Genomic DNA, 22,767 nt, shown 5'->3' on the forward strand with positions numbered 1-22,767 from the left:
AATATGGAGTAGAATAATCATATTTTAGTAGAGTGTTTTCACTTTGCCAGAACCGCAGAAAAACGATCTCCGGTAAGGATCGGTCATGAAACCCTGGAAAATCCTCTTTTCATTCCTGACTGTGCTTGCGGCTTTTGCGCTGCCATTTAAAGCCGCGCTGGCACAGGATGATCAATGGCCCCGCACGATCAAGCACTATTCTGGCGAGCTGACGCTAAAGTCAAAGCCTGTGCGGATTGTTTCGACCGCTCCAAGCCTCACGGGAATTCTGCTTGCAATCAACGCGCCGGTTATCGCAAGCACAGCGACCACCCCAAGCATGCTGACCGACAACAAGGGCTTCTTCTCGCAATGGGCCAAGGTCGCGGATGAACGTGGTGTTGAGGTGCTCTATTCCAACCTCGATTTCGATATTGAAGCAATCATTGCGCTGGAGCCTGATCTCGTCGTGGCATCTGCGACAGGCGCCGATAGTGTTCTTCAGCATTATCCTGAGCTGAAAGCGCAGGGCATTCCAACGATAGTCGTCAATTATTCCAATCAGAGCTGGCAGGATATTGCAGCCGAATTTGGAAAAGCTACCGGCCTTGAAGATGAGGTCGTTGCAGCAGTGGCGCGCTTTAACGATTATGCCGCCAAAGCTGCAGCCACCATCGCGCGTTCCGAGGTGCCCGTCAGCATTGTCGGGTATAATATTGGCAACAGCTATTCGATTGGCAAAGAAACAAGTGCTCAGGGACAATTGCTTGAAGCGCTTGGTTTCAAGGTCGATGGGTTGCCTGAAGCGCTGGCCAGGCAGGTGACGCGCAGTTCCGATTTTGATTTCATTTCACATGAGAACCTGTCCGCGGCGATCACCGGAAACACGGTGTTTCTGCTTCGCGGCGTCGATGCTGACGTAACGGCTTTTTTGAATGATCCGGTTCTGGCCAATCTGCCTGCCGTCAAGGATAAACAGGTTTACTCGTTGGGTGCTACTTCTTTTCGGATAGACTATTATTCTGGGATTCAGCTGATTGATATTGTTGCCGCGCATTTTCGTAAATGACGTCTGATCTGACATCACTTTCTGATAGAAGCCGGGCTTTGCGCGTCTCGTTGCGCCAGCGGCGAATGTGGGGTCTTGGTGCTGGTCTGCTTGTGCTTGGCATCGCGGTTCTGGCCAGCCTTGCGCTTGGCTCCCGGTCTATACCTCTTGGCGGTACATTGCAGGCTTTATGGTTGCCTGATCTCCAGAATGATCAGCATCTGATTATTCGCGAATTGCGTATCCCGCGCACAATCGTTGCGATCCTCGCGGGCCTTGCTTTGGGTGTCGCGGGTGCCGTGATGCAGGCGGTCACACGTAATCCGTTGGCAGAGCCGGGACTGCTTGGCATCAATGCAGGTGCGGCGGTCGCCGTCATTCTTGGACTTGTTGCCTTCAACCTGACATCGATGGCGCAATATGTCTGGTTTGCATTTCTCGGGGCCGGACTTGCTGGCGTTGCCGTCTTCATTCTGGGACGAAGCAACGGAGCAGGAACCAATCCGGTAAGGCTTGTTCTTGCGGGCGCTGGCGTGTCCGTGGTGCTCGCATCAGTTACAGGGATCATCATTATCAATGCGCCATTGGCCGTTTTCGACCAGTTTCGCCACTGGTCTGCCGGTTCGGTCGAGGGCAGAGGTTATGATGTGATTACAGTCCTGGCCGTTTCCGTCGTGCTTGGACTGATCATTGCCTTTTCCATAGCTGGTAAACTGAACGCCATCGCTCTGGGCAAGGAGCTGGGAGCTGCACTCGGCGTCAATGTATATACAACATGGTTGCTGTCCTGCCTGACTGTGATGCTTTTGGCAGGTGCTGCCACTGCAGGCGCAGGGCCGATAGGCTTTGTTGGTCTTGTCGCGCCGCATCTCGCACGTGCAATTGTTGGGCCGAATTATCGTTGGATTTTGCCCTATTCGGCATTGTTTGCTGCCATTCTGCTGCTCGGTGCGGATATTATCGGACGGGTGATTGCAGCTCCTTCGGAAGTGGCTGCCGGTATCGTTTCAATGCTTATCGGTGGCCCGTTCTTCATTTTCGTCGTCCGCAGATTTCGGTTGTCCAAGCTATGAGCGACACGAACAAATCCGTTTCACGCATTGGCGGCTTCTCCATTCAGTGGCGAATGAGAGCGCTTATTATCTGTAGCCTGTTGCTGCTTACCGCTTTGATACTCGGCATTCTGCATATCGGCACAGGCACAATGTCTTTCACGCCAAGTGAGATCATCAAAAGCCTTTTGGGTGATGGTGCCAGCCCGACAACCGACCGCATCATCATGCGCGTGCGTCTTCCGCGTCTCGTGACCGCACTCTTTGTGGGTGCTTCGTTGGGAATGGCCGGATCGATCTTTCAGTCGATATCACGCAATGCACTCGGATCGCCGGATATTATCGGTTTCACGACAGGAGCTGCGACGGGCGCAATCGTCCAGATTATTCTATTCAATGCAGGCCCGTTTGAGACAGCCTTCGCAGCAGTGCTGTCGGGTATAGGAACGGCGCTTATTGTGTTTCTGCTGTCAATGAAAGGCCGCACCACCGGCGGCTACAGGCTTATTCTGGTGGGGATCGGAATCGGAGCCGTCCTCTCGGGCGTCAATACGGTCCTGTTGGTCGTGGGTGATCTGGATCAGGCGGCTTCCGCACAGCTCTGGCTGGCTGGGTCGCTCAATACGAGAACATGGTCACATGCGATTCCAGCTATTCTCGGCTTTGTCATCGTCGTACCGATTGCGATCTATCACGCGCAGCGCATTAATCTGCTCGAAATGGGTGATGATGCAGCAAGCCAGCTCGGCGTCCCGGTTGAAACCACGCGTCTGGTCATGGTTCTGGCTGCGGTCGGGCTGACATCGGTCGCGACAGCTGCCGCCGGACCCGTTGCCTTTATCGCGCTTGCAGCGCCGCAGCTTGTGCGACGGCTAACCCGCACATCGGGCGTGCCTCTGCTCGCCAGTGCTTTAATGGGGGCAGTTCTGCTTGTGGGAGCGGATCTTGTCAGTCAGCACTTCCCGCTCAATGTGAAAATGCCAATCGGCCTGACAACAGGTTTGTTGGGTGGTGTGTATCTTCTCTGGGTGCTCGCGCGCAATCGCCGGATTTCCTGAGAATATATCTCAACGTCGGACCGGCTGATCGAGCCGGAATCAATAGAGATGAATGCATCTCGAACGCAGATCTATCTGCTCGCTCATGTCCATCTGTATGTTTTTTGGAGAGTTCTGATCGGAAAACTGGAGCGGGCGAAGGGATTCGAACCCTCGACCCCAACCTTGGCAAGGTTGTGCTCTACCCCTGAGCTACACCCGCTCGCGCCAGTCATTTCCGTCAGGCAGGCGCTATATGGACTAACGACTTTGAGATTGCAACAGGGAAATTAGCGGAAAACGCTGTTTCTTGCGAAGAAACTCCTGAATCCAATCTAATTATATGAAATTATTGTATTTATTTTTGTTTAAAGAGCTGTTGATCAGGTGTTGATGGGTAAATGGAGCGCAACTTTTGCGCTTCCTGTTGGCTGTCATCCACTCTGGGGCGCAGCAGATTCCCGTGTTGAGTGATTCACCTGCACGGACTGGACGCCCTCAACCAGCCTTTGAGAAAGTCTGCGATATTGCGTGTTTAGCTCGGTGCATTAAGAGTATATAAAATCACGAATAAACAGAGTGAAACAGTCTGGAACCTTGGGGAATAGGGTTAAGCATGCCTTTGACATCGCATGAACTTCACGACTATCTGAAAAATCTCGATATCGAGGTTACAACGGTGGAGCATCCACCATTATTCACGGTTGCCGATTCACAGCACCTGCGCGGGGAAATCGCCGGTGGGCACACCAAGAACCTGTTTCTGAAAGACAAGAAGGACAATTTCTTTCTGGTGACGGTAGACGAGGAAGCTGTTGTCGATCTCAAGTCGATCCATCAGATCATTGGTGCCAGCAGCCGCGTTTCCTTCGGCAAGCCTGAAAAGCTGATGGAATATCTCGGTGTCGTGCCGGGTGGCGTGACGGTGTTTGGTGCGGTGAATGATACCGACCATAATGTTCAGGTCATCCTCGACGCTGGTCTCATGGAAAACGACGTCATCAATGGCCATCCTTTGACCAATGAAGCGACGACATCAATCAAACGCGATGATCTGATGCGGTTTCTGACTGCGACGGGGCATGAGCCACGCATATTGGCTGTTTCAGAGGATGCTAAGGCAGCATCATCGGTGTAGACTGCACATTGACGTCTTGATTGCGAAAGCGTCTTGAAATTGGCCGCTGCAAATACGAACTGAAATATCGAAACCAGCCTGGTGCTGTCCTATATGCAAGCTGGAAGACATAAGGAATATCAGATGACGAGCCAGAACAATCCTTATTCGAGTGCAAGCGGACAAATGACAGGAAACGTGTCGTTTGGCACCACAACACCAGCCGTTGGTGGTGGCGATCTTATCAAGGACACCACGACTGCGGGCTTTCAGGCGGATGTTCTGGCGGAATCGCGCAATCAGCCTGTGCTCGTTGATTTTTGGGCACCGTGGTGCGGCCCCTGCAAGCAGTTGACGCCAATTATCGAGAATGCCGTGCGTGAAGCGGGCGGCGCGGTCAAGCTGGTGAAGATGAATATTGACGATCATCCGTCAATCGCGGGCCAGCTCGGCATTCAGTCAATTCCGGCGGTCATTGCCTTCGTCAATGGCCAACCCGCAGATGGCTTTATGGGTGCTTTGCCGGAATCCAAAGTCAAGGAATTCATCGCTAAGATTGGCGGCCCAAGCGATCAGGAAGCAGCGATTACCGAAGCGGTGAATGCCGCCACAGAACTTGTTGAGGCTGGCGATTTTGTGCAGGCTTCGCAGATATTCTCGTCGATCCTGCAAGTTGCACCTGACAATGTGGATGCCGCCGTTGGTCTTGCAACATGCCTGCTTGAATCGGGCGATGCCGATAAGGCGCGTGAGATTCTGGCGAGCCTGCCCGAAGACAAGCAGGATGCAGCGCCTGTCCGCGCACTTGAAGCACGTCTTGCGCTTGCAGATCAGGTGAAACTCATCGGTGATCCGATTGAACTGGAACGCCGCGTGCAGGCCGATCCAAAGGATTATCAGGCACGGTTTGATCTTGCGCAGGTGCGCAATGCGCAGGGACGTCGTGAAGATGCGGCTGATGAATTGCTGGCGATCATGAAAGCGGATCGTAGCTGGGAGGACGATGGAGCGCGCAAACAACTTTTGCAGTTCTTCGAGGCGTGGGGCAATACGGACCCGGCAACCCTGGGCGCACGCCGCAAACTTTCGTCACTCCTGTTTTCCTGAATGGGACGCTGCGCAGCTTAATTTTGACGCGCCTCTCGACAAGATTGAAGGGGATGCGTTCTAAGGGAGAGTGTAATGCAAGTGGGCAATGCCCGTTACCGGACGGGCGCTGATATACCGGAGCTGGTGTCGATCTTCCCATTGAGAGGCGCGCTGCTTTTGCCCGGTGGACAGCTGCCGCTGAATATTTTCGAGCCTCGCTATCTGGAAATGGTGGAAGATGCGCTGGCCGGAAAGCGGATTATCGCGATGATCCAGCCGCGCATTGTGGAAGGTCCCGATGACAAGGATGAAGACGAAGACGATAGCAACAGATTTGACGAGACTGCGCGACCGCAGTTGAGCCAGGTTGGTTGTCTTGGGCGTATAACCACATATGCGGAAACCGGCGATGGGCGTGTTCTCATCACGCTTCAGGGCATATGCCGGTTCCGGGTGCTGGATGAAATCAACTGCCGCAAGCCTTATCGTCAGTGCCGGATTGCACCATTTTTGACGGATCTGGAAACTGCGCCCGATCTGGGTGAGATCGACCGTGATGCGCTGCTCCATGCGTTTAAGGATTATCTTGAAGTGCATAATCTTGAAGCCGATTGGAACAGTATCTCGCGTGCGGGCAACGATACATTGGTCAATGCTTTGTCGATGATGTCGCCTTTCGGACCTGCCGAAAAGCAGGCATTGCTGGAAGCACCTGATTTGAAGACACGTGCAGCGACACTAATCGCTATTACGGAAATGGTCCTTGCGAAGGTTAAGGATGATTACGGCTCGCGTCTGCAGTGAGCGACGAGAGCGTGTCGCGCTTAATCGCACCCATGACGCTCGCTCTAGATTCTTTTAATTGCCGCATGTTCGCGAACGCTCGATGAATTCATTTAAGCGCGACATGCTTTAGGAAAAAACCAATGACTGAGAATGAAAATACCGGCAACATCGATGTCAAACTGCTTGAATTGCTCGTGTGCCCTCTGACCAAGGGGTCGCTGAAATATGATGCAGAAAACAGCGAACTGATCTCCGAGAAAGCCAGGCTTGCCTATCCGGTTCGCGGCGGCATTCCGATCATGCTGCCGTCGGAAGCGCGCACTCTTGAATAGATCGCGCGTGGTCTTTGATCGAGACCTGTAATTTCTGTTATATAATTTCTACATATCCTCTGTTCTTTTTCATAAATTTCACACTGCTGCTTGTTGCTTGCCACGCGAGGGGGCTCTATAACCCTCGCGGAACTTGAAAGCACGATTGCGGAATCTGATTTCCCTGCCGTTATTGTGCGAGAAAAAACAGAGGCTTGGCATTATGGCATCCAGAAAACTCCTTCTCCTGCCCGGTGATGGCATCGGTCCTGAAGCAATGGCTGAGGTCCGCAAAATTATCGCTTTCCTCAACTCGGGTCTTAATCTCGGTTTTGAAACCGATGAAGGTCTGGTTGGCGGATCGGCATATGATGCGCATGGACAGGCTATTTCTGATGCCGATATGGAAAAGGCGCTTGCTGCGGATGCTGTGCTCTTCGGTGCCGTTGGTGGTCCGAAGTGGGACAGCGTGCCTTATGAAGTGCGCCCGGAAGCAGGCCTCCTGCGTCTGCGCAAGGATCTGGCACTCTATGCCAATCTGCGCCCGGCAATCTGCTATCCAGCGCTTGCCCATTCATCGTCGCTGAAGCCGGAAGTGATTGAAGGTCTGGACATTCTGATCCTGCGCGAACTGACCGGCGGTGTTTATTTCGGCGAGCCGAAGGAAATCATTGATCTGGGCAATGGCCAGAAGCGCGGTATCGATACGCAGGTTTATGATACCTACGAAATCGAACGCATTGCCGATGTGGCTTTTGAGCTTGCGCGCACGCGCCGCAACAAAGTCACGTCGATGGAAAAGCGCAATGTGATGAAGTCTGGCGTCTTGTGGAATCAGGTCGTTACGGCTCGCCACAAGGAGAAGCATTCCGATGTTGAACTTGAGCACATGCTGGCCGATGCTGGTGGTATGCAGCTCGTCCGCTGGCCAAAGCAGTTCGACGTGATTGTCACCGACAATCTGTTCGGCGATATGCTTTCTGACGTTGCAGCAATGCTGACCGGTTCGCTCGGCATGTTGCCATCGGCTTCGCTTGGCGCTGCTGACGCCAAGACCGGCAAGCGCAAGGCGCTCTATGAGCCGGTACATGGTTCCGCACCTGACATTGCAGGTCAGGGCATCGCCAATCCGATTGCAATGATTGCCTCGCTTGCCATGTGCCTGCGCTATTCGTTCAATCTGATCGATGAAGCTGATCGTCTGGAAGCAGCAATCGCCGGTGTTCTCGATGATGGTCTGCGTACTGCCGACATCTGGTCGGAAGGCAAGACCAAGATTGGTACCGTCGAAATGGGCGATGCGATCCTCGCAAAGTTCAAGGCGCTCTCGGCTTAATCACCGATTGTACGATTATTAAAAAGCCGCCGTGACGTGTTCACGGCGGCTTTTTGGTTTTAAGTATTAGAGCGCATCCCGAAAAGTGTGAAACGGTTTTCGGACAAAGATGCGCGTTAAAACAAATATTTAGAGCGCCGATCTGACCCAATCAGATCGAAACGCGCTCTAATCGAACTGAAGCGTAAAATCCGCAAACACACCAGCGATCAGAAGCGCGATGAAGAAATACTGAAATCCCTTGCGCTTGAGGCGCATGGCAAAGAGTATGGCTGCAGTTTCAACTGCAAACAGGATAAATTCGCCCAGATAGGACTCTTTGTTGTCAACTGAGAATTGCGGACCCGTGCCATTCAGGAACTGGACGAGGTTGAGGAAGATAAAGAGCGAGAAAAGCCATATCTTTCTTGATAGAAAATAGCTTTCGTAATTGCCATATTCTTTAATTTCATCCGGTGTCAGAGTAACGCATACGAAGAAAAGACCAAAGACATAGAGAAGGTCGAGTACATATGTGTATACATTGTAGCTCTTTGTCCCGCTTTGGAATAAATACTCCCACCAGAACTGGATGATCCAGAGAAAGACAACGACGACCCACCCAATATGCATATAGGATATCTTATGCTTGTTGGGGTGTTGGACGAATTTGGATGCGAAGATGAGTAATCGTGACAGGCACAGACTGATGCCCATACCATTGATAATTCTCATATGAGAAAAAGCATCAGCCGCGCTGATAGTGGTTTCAACTCCAGAAGGCAATTTCCACCTGTATCTATAGTCTCTCGAACATGATCAATAACTACCGTTTCCTGATGAATAGCGCGTTGTTTATTGAAAATGAAATGAATTGTTCTGTTGTGGTAAAGCGGTTGTCAGTACATGGCAGCGCTGTGCAGTTGACTGGATAGTTGGAAATAAACGCCCGATTTCCGGCTGCTATTTCCGACAAAGACATTAAGAATGGCAAGCATGTTGAACACCCTTCCAAATCTGAGCGTCCTATATGACGCATTGCTTGCCCGTGACGCAGCTTACGAGGGCAAAGCCTATGTTGGCGTCCTTTCGACCGGCATTTTCTGTCGGCTGACCTGCCCGGCAAGAAAGCCGCTTAAAGAAAACTGCCGGTTTTTTGCTTCTATTCCCGAATGTATTGCTGATGGTTTCAGACCTTGCAAAAGATGTCACCCGTTGCAGCCTGCGGCGGAAGCAGACGTGTCTGTTGAACGTTTGCTGAAGGCGCTGGAAGCGCAACCGCAAAGGCGCTGGAGCGAGGATGATGTCGCCGGCATGGGGTTGGATCCATCCACGGTGCGCCGCAGTTTTAGAAGACATTTCGGCATTACGTTTCTGGAAATGGCGCGGCAGGAACGATTACGACAAGGGTTTCAGGCTTTGGCGCAGGGTGAGCGCGTCATTGATGCGCAGGTCGATGCGGGTTTTGAATCGCCGGATGCTTTCCGCAATGCCTTTGCCCGCATTCTGGGGCTTCCGCCAGCACAGTTGCAAAAGGATGGTCTGCTCCGCGCTGACTGGATCAGGACGCCGCTCGGTACAATGATTGCAGTATGCGATCAGTCAGCTTTGCATCTGCTGGAGTTCGCTGATCGTAAGGCGCTGCCGCAAGAGCTTAAAAAGCTGCACAAGGCCTGCCATGGTGCAATCGGGATAGGGCGATATCCGTCGCATAATGTGTTGGAACAGCAGCTTGATACGTTCTTTGCAGGACGATCCGCCGATTTCGATATTCCGCTGGTGCTGCATGGGAGCGCATTCACGCGCGACGTCTGGCGCGAATTGCAGAATATCGGGGCAGGCGAGACACGAAGCTATAGCGAAATTGCAAGGGCCGTAGAAAAGCCGCTCGCAGTACGCGCCGTAGCGCGCGCCAATGGCGCTAATCAGATTGCCATCATCATTCCTTGCCATCGCGTTATTGGTGCGGATGGTTCGTTGACGGGCTACGGCGGAGGTCTTTGGCGCAAGCAGAAGCTGATCGAGATCGAGGCGCAGTACCGTTGATCGTCTTCCCAAAAGAAAACGCCGCCCAAATGGGGCGGCGCTTTAGCTTTAGAGCGCATCCCGAAAAGTGTGAAACGGTTTTCGGACAAAGATGCGCGTTAAAACAAATATTTAGAGCGCCGATCTGATCCAATCAGATCGGCGCTCTAAAAGTCTGACCGACTACTCGATCTTGTTGAGGTCGACGTCCTTGGTTTCCTTGACGAACATGATGCCAATAACCAGTGTGATCGTTGCAAGGATGATCGGATACCAAAGGCCGTAATAGATATCGCCCTTAGCCGCACTCATTGCGAAGACGGTTGCAGGCAGAAGGCCACCGAACCAGCCGTTGCCGATGTGATATGGCAGCGACATACCGGTATAACGGATGCGGGTCGGGAACATTTCAACGAGGATAGCGGCGATCGGGCCATAGACCATCGTGACGTAAATCACGAGGACGGTAAGAATGGCGATCGTCATAACCCAGTTAATCTGAGATGGATCGGCAATCATCTTGAACGCGCCGGCATTCGGGATGGTGTAGACAGCCTGTTCAGGCTGTGCTGCAGCATCGGCTTCTGCCTGCGTGATGATCTTGGCTTTGACGAGATCGGCGCTCGACATGGTTGCCTTTTCACCGGCACGGACAGCTTCAGCATTCAGTTCCAGTTCCGGATTGGCTGCGATGAAGGCATCGAGCTTGGAATCTGCAATTTTTGCTGGGCTACGAACGAGCGGCCAGCCTGCTTTCTGCAGGGCAAGGTTGATGTCGTGGGTCAAAGCGGCCTGCTTGGCAGTTGCTTCCGCTCCAGCCTGGATCGCATCAAAGGACGTCACAGTGGAATCGCCGATTTTGATGGTTGCAGGCTGTCCGGCAGGACCGGTTACGACGTCGTAAGGAACAGCACTGCGCGACAGGAAGCTCGTCGCGATATCACAGGAGCTGGTGAACTTCGATGTGCCGGTTGCATTGAACTGGAAGTTACAGTCGCCAGGTGCCGCAGAAACGGTGGCCCGGATCGTCTGTTCAGCTTGAGCAAGAGCCGGGTTGGCTGCATGAGTCAGTGCTTTGAACAGCGGGAAGTAGGTGACTGCTGCAAGAAGCAAGCCCGCCATGATGATCGGCTTGCGGCCAATCTTGTCCGAGAGCCAGCCAAAAACCACGAAGAAGCCGGTGCCGATAATGAGCGCGGACGCGACCATGATGTTTGCCGACTGGTTCTCGACCTTAAGTACGTTCTGAAGGAAAAACAGTGCGTAGAACTGGCCGGTATACCAGACGACAGCTTGCCCCATTGTCAGACCGAACAGAGCGATAAGGGCAATTTTGGCATTCTTCCACTGACCGAATGCTTCGGAAAGCGGTGCTTTGGAGATCTTTCCTTCTTCCTTCATCTTCTTGAAGGCAGGGGATTCGCTCATCTGCAAACGAATCCACACTGAGATGCCCAGCAGAATGATCGAAACCAGGAAAGGAATACGCCAACCCCAGGCAGCAAAGGACTCAGTGGTCATCACGTTCTGAATGCTCAGGATGACCATCAGCGAAAGGAAAAGCCCCAACGTTGCCGTTGTCTGAATCCATGACGTATAGAAGCCGCGACGGCCATTCGGTGCGTGTTCGGCAACATAGGTTGCAGCGCCACCGTATTCACCGCCGAGTGCCAGACCCTGCAACATACGCAGAATGATCAGGATTGTGGGCGCGACGATACCAAGGGTTGCCGATCCAGGCAGAATACCGACGAGGAACGTCGATGCACCCATGATAACAATGGTAACGAGAAAGGTGTATTTACGACCGACGAGATCGCCAATGCGTCCGAAGACAAGCGCGCCGAACGGGCGGACGAGAAAGCCTGCTGCGAATGCGAGCAAGACGAAGATATTGCGGGTTGTTTCCGGATATTCATTAAAGAACGCCGCGCCAATAAAGGCAGCCAGTGTTCCGTAGAGATAAAAGTCATACCATTCAAATACTGTGCCGAGTGAAGAAGCGAAAATTACCTTCTTTTCTTCACGCGTCATTTTTGGCGCGCCAGCCTTGGCGCTCGATTGAACTGACATAAGTAAGGTTCCTCCCAACAGCATTTTTGCTGACGTGTGCGGACGTTCTCCTCCAACTTCCGCGCACTTTTCCACGAGCGCATGATGAACTGAATCGTTTAATCCGTTTATTATCTTTTAGTATGAGAAAGGCTCGGCCTTGACTAAGGGGTGAAAGTTCAAATTCAGCGGGTCAAAGACAAATTGGATTGGTACTGTTGTTCGAGGTAGAATTTCACTTGGCAGTTATTCTAGGAGAGCAAGAAATGGACCGTTTTGTCGGTGGTTGTCTGTGTGGAGATGTTCGGTTCGCTGCATCCGGGCCCCCCTATCGCGTTGGCATCTGTCACTGCCTCGATTGCCGCAAGCAACATGGAGCACTGTTTCACGCCTCGGCAATTTTTCCCGAAGCTGCCGTTACCATCCATGGCGAGACGCGCGATTATGAAGGGCGGTTTTTCTGCCCTCGCTGTGGCTCGTCTGTTTTTTCCCGTTCAGATGATGAAGTTGAGATCAACCTCGGCTCGCTCGATGACATCGATCAGTTGACGCCGACCTATGAGCTCTGGACCATTCGGCGTGAGTCCTGGCTGCCGCCGTTTCCACTTAAAAGACACTATGAACGTGATCGGATTGGTACGACTCGGAATGAAGACTAGATCAGGCGATCTGGACGGAAGGTAAATTGCGCATTTTTCCTGTCTGTTTGGCACTGGAATGCCTTTATTTTAGGTGCGACTGGCTGCGCAGTGATGATGAAATTGGAATGAATATCCAAATACGACGCAAATCGGCCAGTTTTCGTCGAATTGGCTTTTTTCCTTGGGCTTTGAGTGCTAAGTCGCTCTCGCGATAAATGCCGACAAATTCCCAGAGTTCAATTCATCCGCATACCCCCAAATATCGCAGTGACGACATTGGCAGATTGATTTATGTCGCTGAGCGAACATTGAGCCAGAGCCTGAAAGCCCCAACCATGACTGCACGTCTTTCATTCGCGCGTGAGCGTATCAACGTTCTTCTTCTCGAAGGCATCAACCAGTCCGCCGTCGATTATTTCAAATCGTCTGGCTACACGAACGTCGTTCATTTGCCGAAAGCGTTGGACAAGGCTGAGCTGATTGAGGCGATTTCATCCGCTCATATCGTGGGTATTCGTTCACGCACGCAGCTCACTGACGAAGTGTTTGAAGCAGCGCAGCGCCTGATTGCTGTCGGTTGCTACTCGGTTGGCACAAATCAGGTGGATCTGAAGGCTGCTCGCAAACGCGGCATTCCCGTTTTCAATGCACCGTTCTCCAACACACGCTCTGTGGCTGAGCTGGTGATTGGTGAAATCATCATGCTGATGCGCCGCATTTTCCCGCGCTCCAATGCGGCCCATACGGGCGGCTGGGACAAGAGCGCGACAGGCAGTCGCGAAGTGCGTGGCAAAACGCTGGGTATCGTCGGCTATGGCAATATCGGTTCGCAGGTCGGCAATCTGGCTGAAAGCCTCGGCATGACGGTCCGCTATTTCGACATGACCGACAAGCTGCAATACGGTAATGTTATTCCGACTGAAACGCTCGACGAACTGCTCGAAATTTCGGACGTGATCAGCTTGCATGTACCATCGAACAAGTCGACGGCCAAGATGATCACCGAAGCCAAGCTGCGCAAGATGAAGAAGGGTGCCTTCTTCATCAACAATGCGCGCGGTTCTGTGGTCGATCTGGAAGCGCTGGCCAAGGTTCTGAAAGAAGGCCATCTCGCCGGTGCGGCAATTGACGTGTTTCCGGTTGAGCCTGCCTCGAACAAGGATCCGTTTATTTCGCCGTTGCAGGGGCTGGAGAATGTCATTCTCACTCCGCATATTGGCGGCTCGACTGAAGAAGCGCAGGAACGCATTGGTTTGGAAGTCACCCGTAAGCTGGTGGAATATTCCGATGTTGGTTCGACGCTCGGTGCGGTTAACTTCCCGCAGGTGCAGCTGCCTGCGCGTCCGAATGGCACGCGTTTCATGCATGTGCATGAAAACCGCCCGGGCATTCTCAACAGTCTCGTGAATATTTTCTCCTCGCATAATATCAACATCGTCAGCCAGTTTCTGCAGACCGATGGTGAAGTTGGCTATGTGGTGATTGAGGGTGACGCGATGGAAGAACATGCCGAAGACGTTCTTCAGGCGATGCGCGAAATTCCGGGTACTGTGCGGACGCGTCTGCTTTACTGATTAAGCAGCATGCCATTTGAAGGCCCGCGCAGCATTCGCCGCGCGGGCCTTTGCATTTCAATATCGCAACGTAATAAGCGGTATTGTTCCTGTATTTTTGAGCAGTTTTGTTGCGCTTCTCTTCGAGAAATCATTGACTCTTTTTTCAAAGGGCTTAAAAGCGCAATCGGAAAAGGAGACAATCCCGTGAACGCTTCTCGCGCATCACATAGCCTGTGTGGACTGAATGGCCTCATCGCCATCGGTGCCCTCATGGCGTCCGTTTCCAAAACTACCACGGCCACTTGCATTAAAACGACCACCAAAACGGTCTGACCCCTTGGCCTGCTCGCCCTCTCTCCCCGGGTCCGGCCCAGGGAAAAGGCCCGCTGGTCGCGGGTTTTTATGGAAGCGGAGAGGACAGGAGAAGGTAAATGGGTTTTAAGATTGCAGTCGTCGGCGCCACCGGAAATGTCGGTCGCGAAATGCTCAATATCCTCGAAGAACGCGGTTTTCCGGCTGATGAAGTCGTGGCTCTCGCTTCGCGTCGCAGCCAGGGTACGGAAGTGTCCTATGGCGACAAGACGCTGAAGGTGAAGGCGCTTGACCAGTACGACTTCTCCGACACCGACATTTGCCTCATGTCCGCTGGTGGAAATATTTCCAAGGAATGGTCGCCGAAGATCGGTGCGCAGGGTTGCGTCGTTATCGATAATTCCTCCGCATGGCGTTATGACTCCAATGTGCCGCTCATCGTTCCGGAAGTGAACCCTGACGCGATTGAAGGCTTCCGCAAGAAGAACATCATTGCCAATCCGAACTGCTCGACGGCTCAGCTCGTTGTAGCTCTGAAGCCGTTGCATGATGCAGCCAAGATCAAGCGCGTTGTAGTCTCGACCTACCAGTCGGTTTCGGGCGCTGGCAAGGAAGGCATGGATGAGCTGTTCCAGCAATCGCGCGCTGTGTTCGTTGCTGATCCTGTGACAGCACAGAAGTTCACCAAGCGCATTGCATTCAATGTGATTCCGCATATCGATGTCTTCATGGAAGACGGCTACACCAAGGAAGAATGGAAGATGGTGGCCGAAACCAAGAAGATGCTCGATCCGAAGATCAAGCTCACCGCGACAGCTGTACGCGTTCCTGTCTTCATCGGTCATTCCGAAGCCGTCAATATCGAGTTTGAAAACCCGATTTCAGCAGAAGAAGCCCGTGAAATTCTGCGTGATGCACCGGGCTGTCAGGTTGTCGATAAGCACGAAGATGGCGGTTACATCACGCCTTATGAATCGGCAGGCGAAGACGCCACCTATATCAGCCGTATCCGTGAAGATATCACCGTTGAAAACGGTCTGGCACTGTGGGTTGTTTCCGACAATCTGCGCAAGGGTGCAGCGCTCAACACGATCCAGATCGCAGAACTGCTGGTCGCTCGTGGCCTGATCACGCCAAAGGCGCTTGCTGCTTAATTGATACTGCAGTTTTAAAAACCAAAAGCGCCGGTTTCCCGGCGCTTTTTTTGTTAGAGCGGTGCCAGTTAAAACGGAGTTGCGTCGGATAATGCGAAAAACAAAGAGATAGAGCATTTCCAATGATGCAAGAAAAACAGGAAATGCTCTAGCGCGGAACACTGTCCGTAAGATTGCTGCGAATATCGAGCAATCGCGTACGTAAGTCCTTCAAATCGTCCAATGGCTGACCCAGCGCGCAGAAAATCTGCTCCGGGATACTTTCCGCAGCTTCGCGCAAGGCCTGTCCCTCATCAGTCAGTGTGATGCGCACCTGACGTTCATCCTGTGGATCGCGGCGGCGCTTGATGCGGCCAGCCGTTTCAAGGCGCTTGAGGAGAGGGGTCAGTGTGCCGGAATCAAGGTTCAGCTTCCCACCGATCTCCGATACCGTCTGATCGTCTTTTTCCCAGAGGACCAGCATGACCAGAAATTGCGGATAGGTCAGGTCGAGCTTGCTCAGGATGGGCTGATAGGCACGCGTCAGCGCATTCGCGGTTGAATAGATCGCGAAGCAGACCATATCTGATAAGTGCAAGTGGGAGTCTTTGTGGTCGCTGTTCATGATCCACCTTCCTTACCGCGACTATAAGCTATGCACAATTGAATTGCGCGTCACATAATCGTGAAAAACGATTTTGCAAAATTAGATTGCGAACAATTTAATTATTTGCAACTTTGTTCGCGAAGATAAGTTCACAAACAGGAGAAGTCGTATGTCCATTCTCTATACAACACAGTCCACCGCAACGGGCGGACGTACCGGCAGTGCCAAGACCGCTGACGGACGTCTTAGCGTCGTTCTTGATACGCCAAAGGAATTGGGCGGCTCGGGCGGTGAGGGCACCAATCCCGAACAGCTTTTCGCCTCCGGCTATGCAGCCTGCTTTCTCGGTGCTTTGAAATTCGTGGCTTCCAAGGAGAAGGTTTCGATTTCAGCTGACAGCACTGTGACCGCGACGGTTGGCATCGGTCCGCGCGACGACGGCACAGGCTTCGGTCTTGATGTTGCTCTTGAAGTTGCTCTACCGGGCGTGGACAAGGCCAAGGCCGAAGAGCTGGTCAATGCAGCACACATTGTCTGCCCTTATTCGCACGCAACCCGCGGCAATATCGATGTCCGTCTGAGCGTAGCTTAATCTGAAGAATATAAAAGGCGCCCTTTTCGGGCGCCTTTTTGGTTTTATGGTATCCTGCATATTTTCAGCAGGAAGTGACTTCGATGGGAATTTTGCCCAACATGGATGAGCTCCGTTCTACCTGTGCGAGAATGGAGCAACGATATCTCTTGAACTCATCAGTCGAAACGTCTTATCGCCGGGTTAGCGAACGTTTTGCTGCTGATCTGGCAGATGAACGAGACGTCATACTCAGTCGTTGTGCAGCTCTCATGGCTATCAAATTTCTGATCGAAGAGAGAGCGCTTTGATTTTGGCGAGTGCATTTTCCACTTGTCCATGGGTCTCCGCGGCCAATGGCAGAATGGGTCGTGGCGGCTCGATCTTTGCAAGGCCCAGAAGGTCAGCAATCACATACATGACGCGGAAGCTGCCGAAGGTCTTGAACAAGTCCCAGAGAGGTTCAAATGCTGCATTGATGCGTTCGGATTCAGCCTGATTGCCGCTTTGTGCGGCGCGGACCAGTGCTACTGACTGAGCCGGCAGAAGGCCAGCAGCGACACTGTAGAAAGCGTCAGCTCCTGCGAGCAGTGCATCCTTTGCGCCCCAATCACCGCTATAACCGATGGCGAAGTCATCTGGTGTTGCAGCACGCAGTTTTGTGATTTCTGCCACATAGCCGTCATCGGCTGGCAGAGGCATTTTGATTGCTTTGATGTTTCTGAGGCCCCCTAGTCGCGCAATCAGTTCATCACTGAAAATGAACCGGGTGGTGCCGGGATTATTATAGATACACAGCGGCAAGTCAGTCGCTTCTGCAACCGCTTTGAAGTGCTGAAAGCCTTCCTCCTGCGTTAGCGGCGTATAGGAGACGGGGGCAAGCAGCAGCGCATCAGCACCGGCATCCGCAGCATCGCGCGCAAGCGCACTCGCCTCATCGGTGCGCAATGCACCCACGCCAACGATGATCGGCGTTTTCCCGCCAATGCATTTAACGGCTGTTTTCACTGTATGCCGACGCTGTTCACGCGTGAGAAAGGCATAGCCGCCGGTGCTTCCCAGAAGGCCGATTGAATCCGCGCCCGCCTCGTGAATGCGCTCAAGGAAACGGCACAGCGCCTCCTCCATGAGATTGCCGGTTGCGTCGATTGGCGTGAGCGGGAAAGCGGAGAGGCCTTTGAAAATCTTCATTGCGGTACTCGTTTCTCAAACAGTTTCAGCGTGACAGAAGCAGACGGATACCGGCAAGACCAAAGACTGCAGCCAGTACACCTTCGATCCAGCGACGGGCGCCGCGATATAAACGCACCATGGGCGCCGTTGAAAACACAATCGCATAGCCGCAGAAAATAGTGACGCTAAGCACTATACAGCCACCCAGAAACGCGGCTGAGTGAGACCATGATGAGTTGGTGCCGAGGCCCAGTGTCACCAAAGCAATCCAGGACAGAATGGATTTGGGATTGGAGAGATGCATCAGCAATCCACGCCGGTAAAGTTCGCCGCCTGAGAGAAATGCATCGCCATTTGGCGCTCGGGCAGCGATTTTCGCATCTGACGTCATGGCGGCGCGTCCAGCCTTGAAGGCCAGATACAGCAGATAAAGACCACCGAAGATTTTAAGGATAATCAGTGCTTCTGCAAAGCGTGTCAGGATGGCCGAGACACCGGTTGCGGCCATCAAGCCCCAGAAGATCGAGCCAGTAACAACACCGGCAGCGAATACAAGCCCCGCCTTTCGACCCTGATGCATGGCGACGCCCATAATGCGCATATTGCTCGGGCCGGGGCTGCCGGCTGCAATCACATAGGTCGTGTAGACGAGGAGAAGCTGGTAGGCGGCCGGAGAAAGGCTCATGATCATCACTCAGATTGCACTGAGGGAATTCATAGCATTCTCCGCATTCAATATCTGTATGCGATTGTATCGAAATCTACTGGAAAAATACCGAAATTGTCACTGTTTTGATCAGAAATGACAAATCTGTGCAACACAACGCCAATGTGTTGCTCTAATCAGCATGCGCTTCCAGAGCTTCCATATCATCATCAGAAAGGCCAAAATGGTGGCCGATTTCATGGATGAGAACATGGGTGATGATGTCGCCAAGTGTTTCTTCATTCTCTGACCAGTAGTCGAGAATTGCACGACGAAAAAGCGTGATGCGGTTGGGGGCGTCGCCGGTTTGAAGGCTGAAACGCTCACCAATACCCACACCCTCAAACAGGCCAAGTAGATCGAAAGGCGTTTCGAGGCCCATATCTTCGACGATCTGCTCTTCGGGGAAATCTGCGATCTGAATGATGATGTCGCCGCAAAGCGCGCGAAATTCCTGCGGGAGATGCGCTAACGCTTCAATCGCAATGGATTCGACTTCATCAAGCGAGGGCGAGAGACGTCCCGCCCAGTCGCCGCTTTGATCTTCTCGGGCCATTTCAGCCAACCGGGTCCTATTCAATGATTAAGGCCGCCGGACTTTCTGGCAATGAGCTTGTAATACTAAAAGCCATTATGCCCAGGGACGCTGTTGTGCGTTCTTTGCCTCGAAGGTATCGATGTTCGTTACCTTTTCCATAGTCAGGCCGATGTCATCGAGACCATTGAGCAGGCAATGACGCTTAAAATCGTCAAGGTCAAAGGAGATTGTGCCGCCATCGGGGCCATGAATTTCCTTGGCTTCAAGATCGATGGTCAGCGTTGCATTGGCGCCGCGCGAAGCGTCGTCCATCAGCTTGTCGAGATCTTCCTGACTGACTTTGATCGGTAAGATGCCGTTCTTGAAGCAGTTGTTGTAGAAGATATCGGCGAAAGAGGTCGAGATCACGCAACGGATGCCGAAATCAAGCAGCGCCCAAGGCGCATGTTCACGCGAGGAGCCGCAGCCAAAATTATCGCCAGCAACCAGTATCTGCGCATTGCGATAACCAGGCTTGTTGAGTACGAAATCCGGGTTTTCGGTTCCGTCTTCGTTAAAGCGCATTTCGGCAAAAAGCCCCTTGCTCAGACCCGTACGCTTGATCGTCTTCAGATAATCCTTAGGGATAATCATGTCCGTATCGATATTGACGATCGGCAGGGGGGCTGCGACGCCCGTGAGCTTGGTGAACTTGTCCATGTTCCTGACCTGTCGGTTGGGTATTTTAAATTTGCTGTCTGATTTACATCAGCATCGCAGAGAGTCAATGTTTCAGGCCGCAAGTGCCCAATAGGTCGCAACCTTAGACGCGATATCAATGCCTCCGGCCCGTTTTAACGCGGACCGGAAGTGTGTGGCGGTGATCGGCGCATGAATATGTCTGAAATTCACCAGAATCATTTAGAATCATGCGCCGAAGTTCGTTTAGGCGAAATTATTGCACGCTAAGTGTAATCCCGCCGGCTTCACTGCCGGTCAGCCTGCGGGACTTTCCATCTGCCCCGACAACAACCGTAAAGCGCCTGCGCAGCATCGAGAGGTTTGGCGAGACTGCGACATTGATCGCTGGATCGAACTGCAGTGTAATCCGCCAGAGATCAGGCTTGATCGTTTCCTCGACACCGATGATGCGTGCCTCGAAAGCGGTTGTATGGAACATGCCTGAAACGCGCTGGCTGACACGATAAGGCGCAGCATTATCTTCAACGCGTGTGGATTCGGCTTTCACGCCATGGGCGGCAAGCGTGTTCCAGTCGCGCGTACCGGACTGGCGTGCAACGAGGTCAAGCGCCTTTCCGTGGCTTATGTTGATGCCTTCTTCACCCAAGGCCTGCCGCAAACGGCGAGCCTGATGTTTGAAATCAGTTGTATTGTGCCCAGCAAGCATGGCTGTGGTCATGGTTTCGCTCCTGAATGTGAGCAGCATTTTCGTAAACGGGTGCTCGCATTGCCGTTTCTGCCGTCACCGGAACAGGAACGTGAATTCAGAATGCTTTACCATGGCCATAAGGCTGCGAGCGGCGGGTGCATTCCAACCGAAGGCTGGAAAATAAGCAGGCCTAAGGCAGATTTCAAGTCTTATGAATGGGAAGCGCTGCAACACTTCAATTCTAGCAACGTTCGCTTCCGACAGATCAATTATGCTGACAGCACGGAAATATTATATGTGCTTGACCGGATCGCTTAAATAATCAAAGTCTTATCTACGTTTTTATGTCTTACGATAAGCAGCGATGGGTGGAATATGCTTCGAATTTTTCTCTTGGGATTGACAGTTGCAGTGATGAGTTTGCCAGCTTCTGCGGAAAACAAGCCTGGCTTCAATCCGCATGAAGGACTTTTTACAAGCAATAAAGGCATGGAACTTAAGGCTGATGTGACGCACAAAAGTGGCGATCAATATGCCGTATCTCTGTCTACAAGCGTCCCGATGGTCGATAATCAGCCAGGTTGCGGTGGCGGTGTCTCCGGGGATGTCACCATCAAAGACAAAAAGGCGACATTCAAAATCCAGAGTGAAGGTTTTGATCCGCAAGAAGCGGAGTCCGACCGGAACCCTCGCTATTGCGAAATCAAGATGAATTTCGTTGGTGACTACAAGCTTGAGATCGAAGAGGTCGGCGGATGCACCTATTACCACGGCGCATCATGTGAGTTCACAGGAACGCTGGAACATGAAGCAAGCGGCATTTAAAAACTTTGTGTGGCGAGTGCTTGTCTGCTGATCCAGATCGGTGCACAAATTGCACATGAAAACAATTGCTCGCCCACGCCGTTCCGTATTGTTCCTACCCGCATCCAATAGTCGGGCGCTCGAAAAGTCACTGACGCTTGCAGCAGATTGCGTGATCTACGATCTGGAAGATTCCGTTGCGCCTGAAGCAAAAATTGCTGCGCGTGATGCGCTGTCCGCACATTTTGCCGAGCATCCGAAAGTTGGTTTTGAGCGCGTTGTGCGGGTCAATGCAGCCGATACTGAATGGGGTAAGGCTGACGTGACTGCCGCGGCTAAAATCGGGGCTGATGCTGTGCTTCTGCCCAAGGTAGAACGACCGCAGGATGTTATCGATACGGCGAACCGGCTTGATCGCAACGATGCGGATCTCGATGTGCGTGTATGGGCAATGATCGAGACGCCCCGTGGCATTCTCAATGCCGATGAAATTGCAGTTCTCGGACATCGTTCCGCAGCAAGGCTTGGCTGCTTTGTGGTTGGGCCAAACGATATAGCGCGAGCAACGGGCGTCCGTCCGCAAGCTGGACGGCCCTATCTGATCCCATGGCTTATGCAGATCATTCTCGCTGCGCGCGCTGGTGGTATCGATGTGCTGGACGGCGTTTATAACGACTTTCGCGACAGCGTTGGGCATGAAGCCGAGTGCATGCAGGCGGCTCTGATGGGGTTCGATGGCAAGACGCTCATTCATCCTTCGCAAATTGAGGCGGCCAACCGTGCCTTTTCGCCCTCAGACGAAGATGTGGCTCATGCCCGTGCGGTAATTTCGGCCTTCGCCAGACCAGAAAATGCCGACAAGGGCGTCGTGTCGCTGGATGGCCAGATGGTCGAACGTCTGCATCTCGAAATGGCTGAGCGCCTGCTCGCGAAATCCAACTCATACTCATAACAAAGGAAGAAAGACTATGAAGCTCTACCGTTTCATCACTGGCCCGGACGATTCCGCATTCTGCCACCGCGTTACCGCAGCACTGAACAAGGGCTGGCAGCTTTACGGCTCCCCAACCTATGCGTTCAACGCGGCAACCGGCGTTCTGCATTGCGGTCAGCCAGTGGTGAAGGAAGTTGATGGCGTCGACTATACGCCGGATATCAAACTCGGCGAATATTGATGGCCGTCCGCCGCATCGTATCCAATATAGCCGCCGATAATCTGTCGGCCGCGAAGCGTTTCTATGGAGACGTGCTGGAACTCGATGTGGTGATGGACCACGGCTGGATCGTGACCTATGCCGCTGATGCGGACGCGCGGGTGCAGATCAGCTTTGCCACCGAAGGCGGATCGGGCACGCCAGTGCCCGATCTTTCCATCGAGGTCGATGATGTTGATGCAGTGCTTGAGCGGATGACTGCTGCTGGCTTTGCTGTCGAATATGGACCGAGTGATGAAGAATGGGGCGTGCGCCGTTTCTTTGTGCGTGATCCCTATGGACGTCTTGTGAATATTCTCAACCACAAGAACTGAAAAGGCCGGTTCCCCGGC

Annotated in this window: 25 protein-coding genes and 1 tRNA gene; 17 read left to right on the forward strand and 9 right to left on the reverse strand. The window is 52.7% G+C overall.

Annotated features, from left to right (window positions below):
• Window positions 1-85: 85 nt before the first annotated feature.
• From fepB to C9380_RS18610, 3 genes are all read left to right on the forward strand, one after another.
• The gene (gene fepB, locus C9380_RS18600; protein WP_128094252.1) at window positions 86-1,048 is read left to right on the forward strand and encodes a Fe2+-enterobactin ABC transporter substrate-binding protein; all 963 of its coding nucleotides are present in this window, start codon (window positions 86-88) and stop codon (window positions 1,046-1,048) included.
• Between the two features lie 65 nt (window positions 1,049-1,113).
• Complete coding sequence (locus tag C9380_RS18605; protein WP_210249764.1) at window positions 1,114-2,100, forward strand: FecCD family ABC transporter permease; 987 nt, start codon at window positions 1,114-1,116, stop codon at window positions 2,098-2,100.
• On the forward strand, window positions 2,097-3,137 hold the full coding sequence (locus tag C9380_RS18610) for a FecCD family ABC transporter permease (protein WP_128094254.1): 1,041 nt from the start codon (window positions 2,097-2,099) through the stop codon (window positions 3,135-3,137). Before C9380_RS18605 ends, C9380_RS18610 begins: the two co-directional genes overlap by 4 nt.
• A gap of 127 nt (window positions 3,138-3,264) precedes the next feature.
• On the opposite strand, the gene C9380_RS18615 is transcribed toward C9380_RS18610, so the two are convergent.
• A tRNA-Gly gene (locus C9380_RS18615) sits at window positions 3,265-3,339 on the reverse strand.
• A gap of 393 nt (window positions 3,340-3,732) precedes the next feature.
• On the opposite strand from C9380_RS18615, the gene C9380_RS18620 reads away from it, so the two are divergent.
• The 5 genes from C9380_RS18620 to leuB all read left to right on the forward strand — a co-directional run bounded on the left by C9380_RS18620 (window position 3,733) and on the right by leuB (window position 7,755).
• Window positions 3,733-4,254, forward strand: a complete 522-nt coding sequence (locus tag C9380_RS18620) for a prolyl-tRNA synthetase associated domain-containing protein (RefSeq protein WP_024897610.1) — start codon at window positions 3,733-3,735, stop codon at window positions 4,252-4,254.
• Window positions 4,255-4,377: 123 nt separating this feature from the next.
• Window positions 4,378-5,340, forward strand: a complete 963-nt coding sequence (gene trxA / locus C9380_RS18625; RefSeq protein WP_111786656.1) for a thioredoxin — start codon at window positions 4,378-4,380, stop codon at window positions 5,338-5,340.
• Between the two features lie 75 nt (window positions 5,341-5,415).
• Window positions 5,416-6,126 (forward strand): LON peptidase substrate-binding domain-containing protein, encoded by a 711-nt coding sequence (locus tag C9380_RS18630; RefSeq protein WP_024897612.1) that lies wholly within the window; start codon window positions 5,416-5,418, stop codon window positions 6,124-6,126.
• Window positions 6,127-6,248: 122 nt separating this feature from the next.
• Window positions 6,249-6,440 (forward strand): Trm112 family protein, encoded by a 192-nt coding sequence (locus tag C9380_RS18635; RefSeq protein WP_024897613.1) that lies wholly within the window; start codon window positions 6,249-6,251, stop codon window positions 6,438-6,440.
• A 202-nt stretch (window positions 6,441-6,642) separates the two neighbouring features.
• Window positions 6,643-7,755: a 3-isopropylmalate dehydrogenase gene (gene leuB / locus C9380_RS18640; protein ID WP_128094255.1), complete on the forward strand. Its 1,113-nt coding sequence runs from the start codon at window positions 6,643-6,645 to the stop codon at window positions 7,753-7,755.
• 168 nt (window positions 7,756-7,923) lie between these two features.
• On the opposite strand, the gene C9380_RS18645 is transcribed toward leuB, so the two are convergent.
• Window positions 7,924-8,367 (reverse strand): hypothetical protein, encoded by a 444-nt coding sequence (locus C9380_RS18645; protein ID WP_128094256.1) that lies wholly within the window; start codon window positions 8,365-8,367, stop codon window positions 7,924-7,926.
• Window positions 8,368-8,730: 363 nt separating this feature from the next.
• Here C9380_RS18645 and C9380_RS18650 point away from each other — a divergent pair, with 363 nt between their 5' ends.
• Entirely contained in the window at window positions 8,731-9,780 is a 1,050-nt protein-coding gene (locus C9380_RS18650; RefSeq protein WP_128094257.1) for a bifunctional transcriptional activator/DNA repair enzyme AdaA, read from the forward strand.
• A 162-nt stretch (window positions 9,781-9,942) separates the two neighbouring features.
• On the opposite strand, the gene C9380_RS18655 is transcribed toward C9380_RS18650, so the two are convergent.
• Window positions 9,943-11,832, reverse strand: coding sequence for an MFS transporter (locus C9380_RS18655; protein WP_100557659.1), 1,890 nt, complete (start codon window positions 11,830-11,832; stop codon window positions 9,943-9,945).
• Between the two features lie 245 nt (window positions 11,833-12,077).
• Here C9380_RS18655 and C9380_RS18660 point away from each other — a divergent pair, with 245 nt between their 5' ends.
• From C9380_RS18660 to C9380_RS18670, 3 genes are all read left to right on the forward strand, one after another.
• Window positions 12,078-12,470 (forward strand): GFA family protein, encoded by a 393-nt coding sequence (locus tag C9380_RS18660; protein WP_105534894.1) that lies wholly within the window; start codon window positions 12,078-12,080, stop codon window positions 12,468-12,470.
• 317 nt (window positions 12,471-12,787) lie between these two features.
• A complete protein-coding gene (serA, locus tag C9380_RS18665; RefSeq protein ID WP_100557661.1) occupies window positions 12,788-14,026 on the forward strand; it encodes a phosphoglycerate dehydrogenase in 1,239 nt (412 codons plus the stop codon).
• A 413-nt stretch (window positions 14,027-14,439) separates the two neighbouring features.
• Window positions 14,440-15,474: an aspartate-semialdehyde dehydrogenase gene (locus C9380_RS18670; RefSeq protein ID WP_024897620.1), complete on the forward strand. Its 1,035-nt coding sequence runs from the start codon at window positions 14,440-14,442 to the stop codon at window positions 15,472-15,474.
• 148 nt (window positions 15,475-15,622) lie between these two features.
• Here C9380_RS18670 and ohrR read toward each other — a convergent pair whose 3' ends face one another.
• Window positions 15,623-16,078, reverse strand: a complete 456-nt coding sequence (gene ohrR, locus C9380_RS18675) for a transcriptional regulator OhrR (protein ID WP_128094258.1) — start codon at window positions 16,076-16,078, stop codon at window positions 15,623-15,625.
• Window positions 16,079-16,229: 151 nt separating this feature from the next.
• On the opposite strand from ohrR, the gene C9380_RS18680 reads away from it, so the two are divergent.
• Entirely contained in the window at window positions 16,230-16,652 is a 423-nt protein-coding gene (locus C9380_RS18680) for an organic hydroperoxide resistance protein (protein WP_024897622.1), read from the forward strand.
• Between the two features lie 258 nt (window positions 16,653-16,910).
• On the opposite strand, the gene C9380_RS18690 is transcribed toward C9380_RS18680, so the two are convergent.
• From C9380_RS18690 to C9380_RS18710, 5 genes are all read right to left on the reverse strand, one after another.
• On the reverse strand, window positions 16,911-17,822 hold the full coding sequence (locus tag C9380_RS18690) for a dihydrodipicolinate synthase family protein (RefSeq protein WP_105534895.1): 912 nt from the start codon (window positions 17,820-17,822) through the stop codon (window positions 16,911-16,913).
• Between the two features lie 25 nt (window positions 17,823-17,847).
• Window positions 17,848-18,489 (reverse strand): LysE family translocator, encoded by a 642-nt coding sequence (locus C9380_RS18695; protein WP_105708085.1) that lies wholly within the window; start codon window positions 18,487-18,489, stop codon window positions 17,848-17,850.
• A gap of 154 nt (window positions 18,490-18,643) precedes the next feature.
• Window positions 18,644-19,066 (reverse strand): metallopeptidase family protein, encoded by a 423-nt coding sequence (locus tag C9380_RS18700; protein ID WP_100557666.1) that lies wholly within the window; start codon window positions 19,064-19,066, stop codon window positions 18,644-18,646.
• A gap of 75 nt (window positions 19,067-19,141) precedes the next feature.
• Complete coding sequence (leuD, locus tag C9380_RS18705) at window positions 19,142-19,747, reverse strand: 3-isopropylmalate dehydratase small subunit (RefSeq protein ID WP_100557667.1); 606 nt, start codon at window positions 19,745-19,747, stop codon at window positions 19,142-19,144.
• Window positions 19,748-19,982: 235 nt separating this feature from the next.
• Entirely contained in the window at window positions 19,983-20,447 is a 465-nt protein-coding gene (locus C9380_RS18710) for a glyoxalase superfamily protein (protein WP_128094259.1), read from the reverse strand.
• Window positions 20,448-20,831: 384 nt separating this feature from the next.
• Between C9380_RS18710 and C9380_RS18715 the strand changes: the two genes are divergently transcribed.
• Genes C9380_RS18715 through C9380_RS18730 form a run of 4 tightly spaced genes read left to right on the forward strand, consistent with a single transcriptional unit; the run spans window position 20,832 to window position 22,749 of the window.
• Window positions 20,832-21,242, forward strand: a complete 411-nt coding sequence (locus C9380_RS18715) for a hypothetical protein (RefSeq protein ID WP_051514765.1) — start codon at window positions 20,832-20,834, stop codon at window positions 21,240-21,242.
• Between the two features lie 55 nt (window positions 21,243-21,297).
• Entirely contained in the window at window positions 21,298-22,173 is an 876-nt protein-coding gene (locus C9380_RS18720; protein WP_128094260.1) for an HpcH/HpaI aldolase/citrate lyase family protein, read from the forward strand.
• Window positions 22,174-22,189: 16 nt separating this feature from the next.
• A complete protein-coding gene (locus C9380_RS18725; RefSeq protein ID WP_007877777.1) occupies window positions 22,190-22,396 on the forward strand; it encodes a DUF1737 domain-containing protein in 207 nt (68 codons plus the stop codon).
• On the forward strand, window positions 22,396-22,749 hold the full coding sequence (locus C9380_RS18730; RefSeq protein ID WP_100557670.1) for a VOC family protein: 354 nt from the start codon (window positions 22,396-22,398) through the stop codon (window positions 22,747-22,749). Before C9380_RS18725 ends, C9380_RS18730 begins: the two co-directional genes overlap by 1 nt.
• Window positions 22,750-22,767: the final 18 nt, after the last annotated feature.

This window comes from Brucella pituitosa (assembly GCF_003049685.1).
GTDB lineage: Bacteria > Pseudomonadota > Alphaproteobacteria > Rhizobiales > Rhizobiaceae > Brucella > Brucella pituitosa.

Coding starts and splice junctions, on each gene's coding strand:
- fepB (WP_128094252.1), top strand. CDS start 86: ATGAAACCCTGGAAAATCCTCTTTTCATTCCTGACTGTGCTTGCGGCT.
- C9380_RS18605 (WP_210249764.1), top strand. CDS start 1,114: ATGTGGGGTCTTGGTGCTGGTCTGCTTGTGCTTGGCATCGCGGTTCTG.
- C9380_RS18610 (WP_128094254.1), top strand. CDS start 2,097: ATGAGCGACACGAACAAATCCGTTTCACGCATTGGCGGCTTCTCCATT.
- C9380_RS18620 (WP_024897610.1), top strand. CDS start 3,733: ATGCCTTTGACATCGCATGAACTTCACGACTATCTGAAAAATCTCGAT.
- trxA (WP_111786656.1), top strand. CDS start 4,378: ATGACGAGCCAGAACAATCCTTATTCGAGTGCAAGCGGACAAATGACA.
- C9380_RS18630 (WP_024897612.1), top strand. CDS start 5,416: ATGCAAGTGGGCAATGCCCGTTACCGGACGGGCGCTGATATACCGGAG.
- C9380_RS18635 (WP_024897613.1), top strand. CDS start 6,249: ATGACTGAGAATGAAAATACCGGCAACATCGATGTCAAACTGCTTGAA.
- leuB (WP_128094255.1), top strand. CDS start 6,643: ATGGCATCCAGAAAACTCCTTCTCCTGCCCGGTGATGGCATCGGTCCT.
- C9380_RS18645 (WP_128094256.1), bottom strand. CDS start 8,367: ATGCATATTGGGTGGGTCGTCGTTGTCTTTCTCTGGATCATCCAGTTC.
- C9380_RS18650 (WP_128094257.1), top strand. CDS start 8,731: ATGTTGAACACCCTTCCAAATCTGAGCGTCCTATATGACGCATTGCTT.
- C9380_RS18655 (WP_100557659.1), bottom strand. CDS start 11,832: ATGTCAGTTCAATCGAGCGCCAAGGCTGGCGCGCCAAAAATGACGCGT.
- C9380_RS18660 (WP_105534894.1), top strand. CDS start 12,078: ATGGACCGTTTTGTCGGTGGTTGTCTGTGTGGAGATGTTCGGTTCGCT.
- serA (WP_100557661.1), top strand. CDS start 12,788: ATGACTGCACGTCTTTCATTCGCGCGTGAGCGTATCAACGTTCTTCTT.
- C9380_RS18670 (WP_024897620.1), top strand. CDS start 14,440: ATGGGTTTTAAGATTGCAGTCGTCGGCGCCACCGGAAATGTCGGTCGC.
- ohrR (WP_128094258.1), bottom strand. CDS start 16,078: ATGAACAGCGACCACAAAGACTCCCACTTGCACTTATCAGATATGGTC.
- C9380_RS18680 (WP_024897622.1), top strand. CDS start 16,230: ATGTCCATTCTCTATACAACACAGTCCACCGCAACGGGCGGACGTACC.
- C9380_RS18690 (WP_105534895.1), bottom strand. CDS start 17,822: ATGAAGATTTTCAAAGGCCTCTCCGCTTTCCCGCTCACGCCAATCGAC.
- C9380_RS18695 (WP_105708085.1), bottom strand. CDS start 18,489: ATGAGCCTTTCTCCGGCCGCCTACCAGCTTCTCCTCGTCTACACGACC.
- C9380_RS18700 (WP_100557666.1), bottom strand. CDS start 19,066: ATGGCCCGAGAAGATCAAAGCGGCGACTGGGCGGGACGTCTCTCGCCC.
- leuD (WP_100557667.1), bottom strand. CDS start 19,747: ATGGACAAGTTCACCAAGCTCACGGGCGTCGCAGCCCCCCTGCCGATC.
- C9380_RS18710 (WP_128094259.1), bottom strand. CDS start 20,447: ATGACCACAGCCATGCTTGCTGGGCACAATACAACTGATTTCAAACAT.
- C9380_RS18715 (WP_051514765.1), top strand. CDS start 20,832: ATGAGTTTGCCAGCTTCTGCGGAAAACAAGCCTGGCTTCAATCCGCAT.
- C9380_RS18720 (WP_128094260.1), top strand. CDS start 21,298: ATGAAAACAATTGCTCGCCCACGCCGTTCCGTATTGTTCCTACCCGCA.
- C9380_RS18725 (WP_007877777.1), top strand. CDS start 22,190: ATGAAGCTCTACCGTTTCATCACTGGCCCGGACGATTCCGCATTCTGC.
- C9380_RS18730 (WP_100557670.1), top strand. CDS start 22,396: ATGGCCGTCCGCCGCATCGTATCCAATATAGCCGCCGATAATCTGTCG.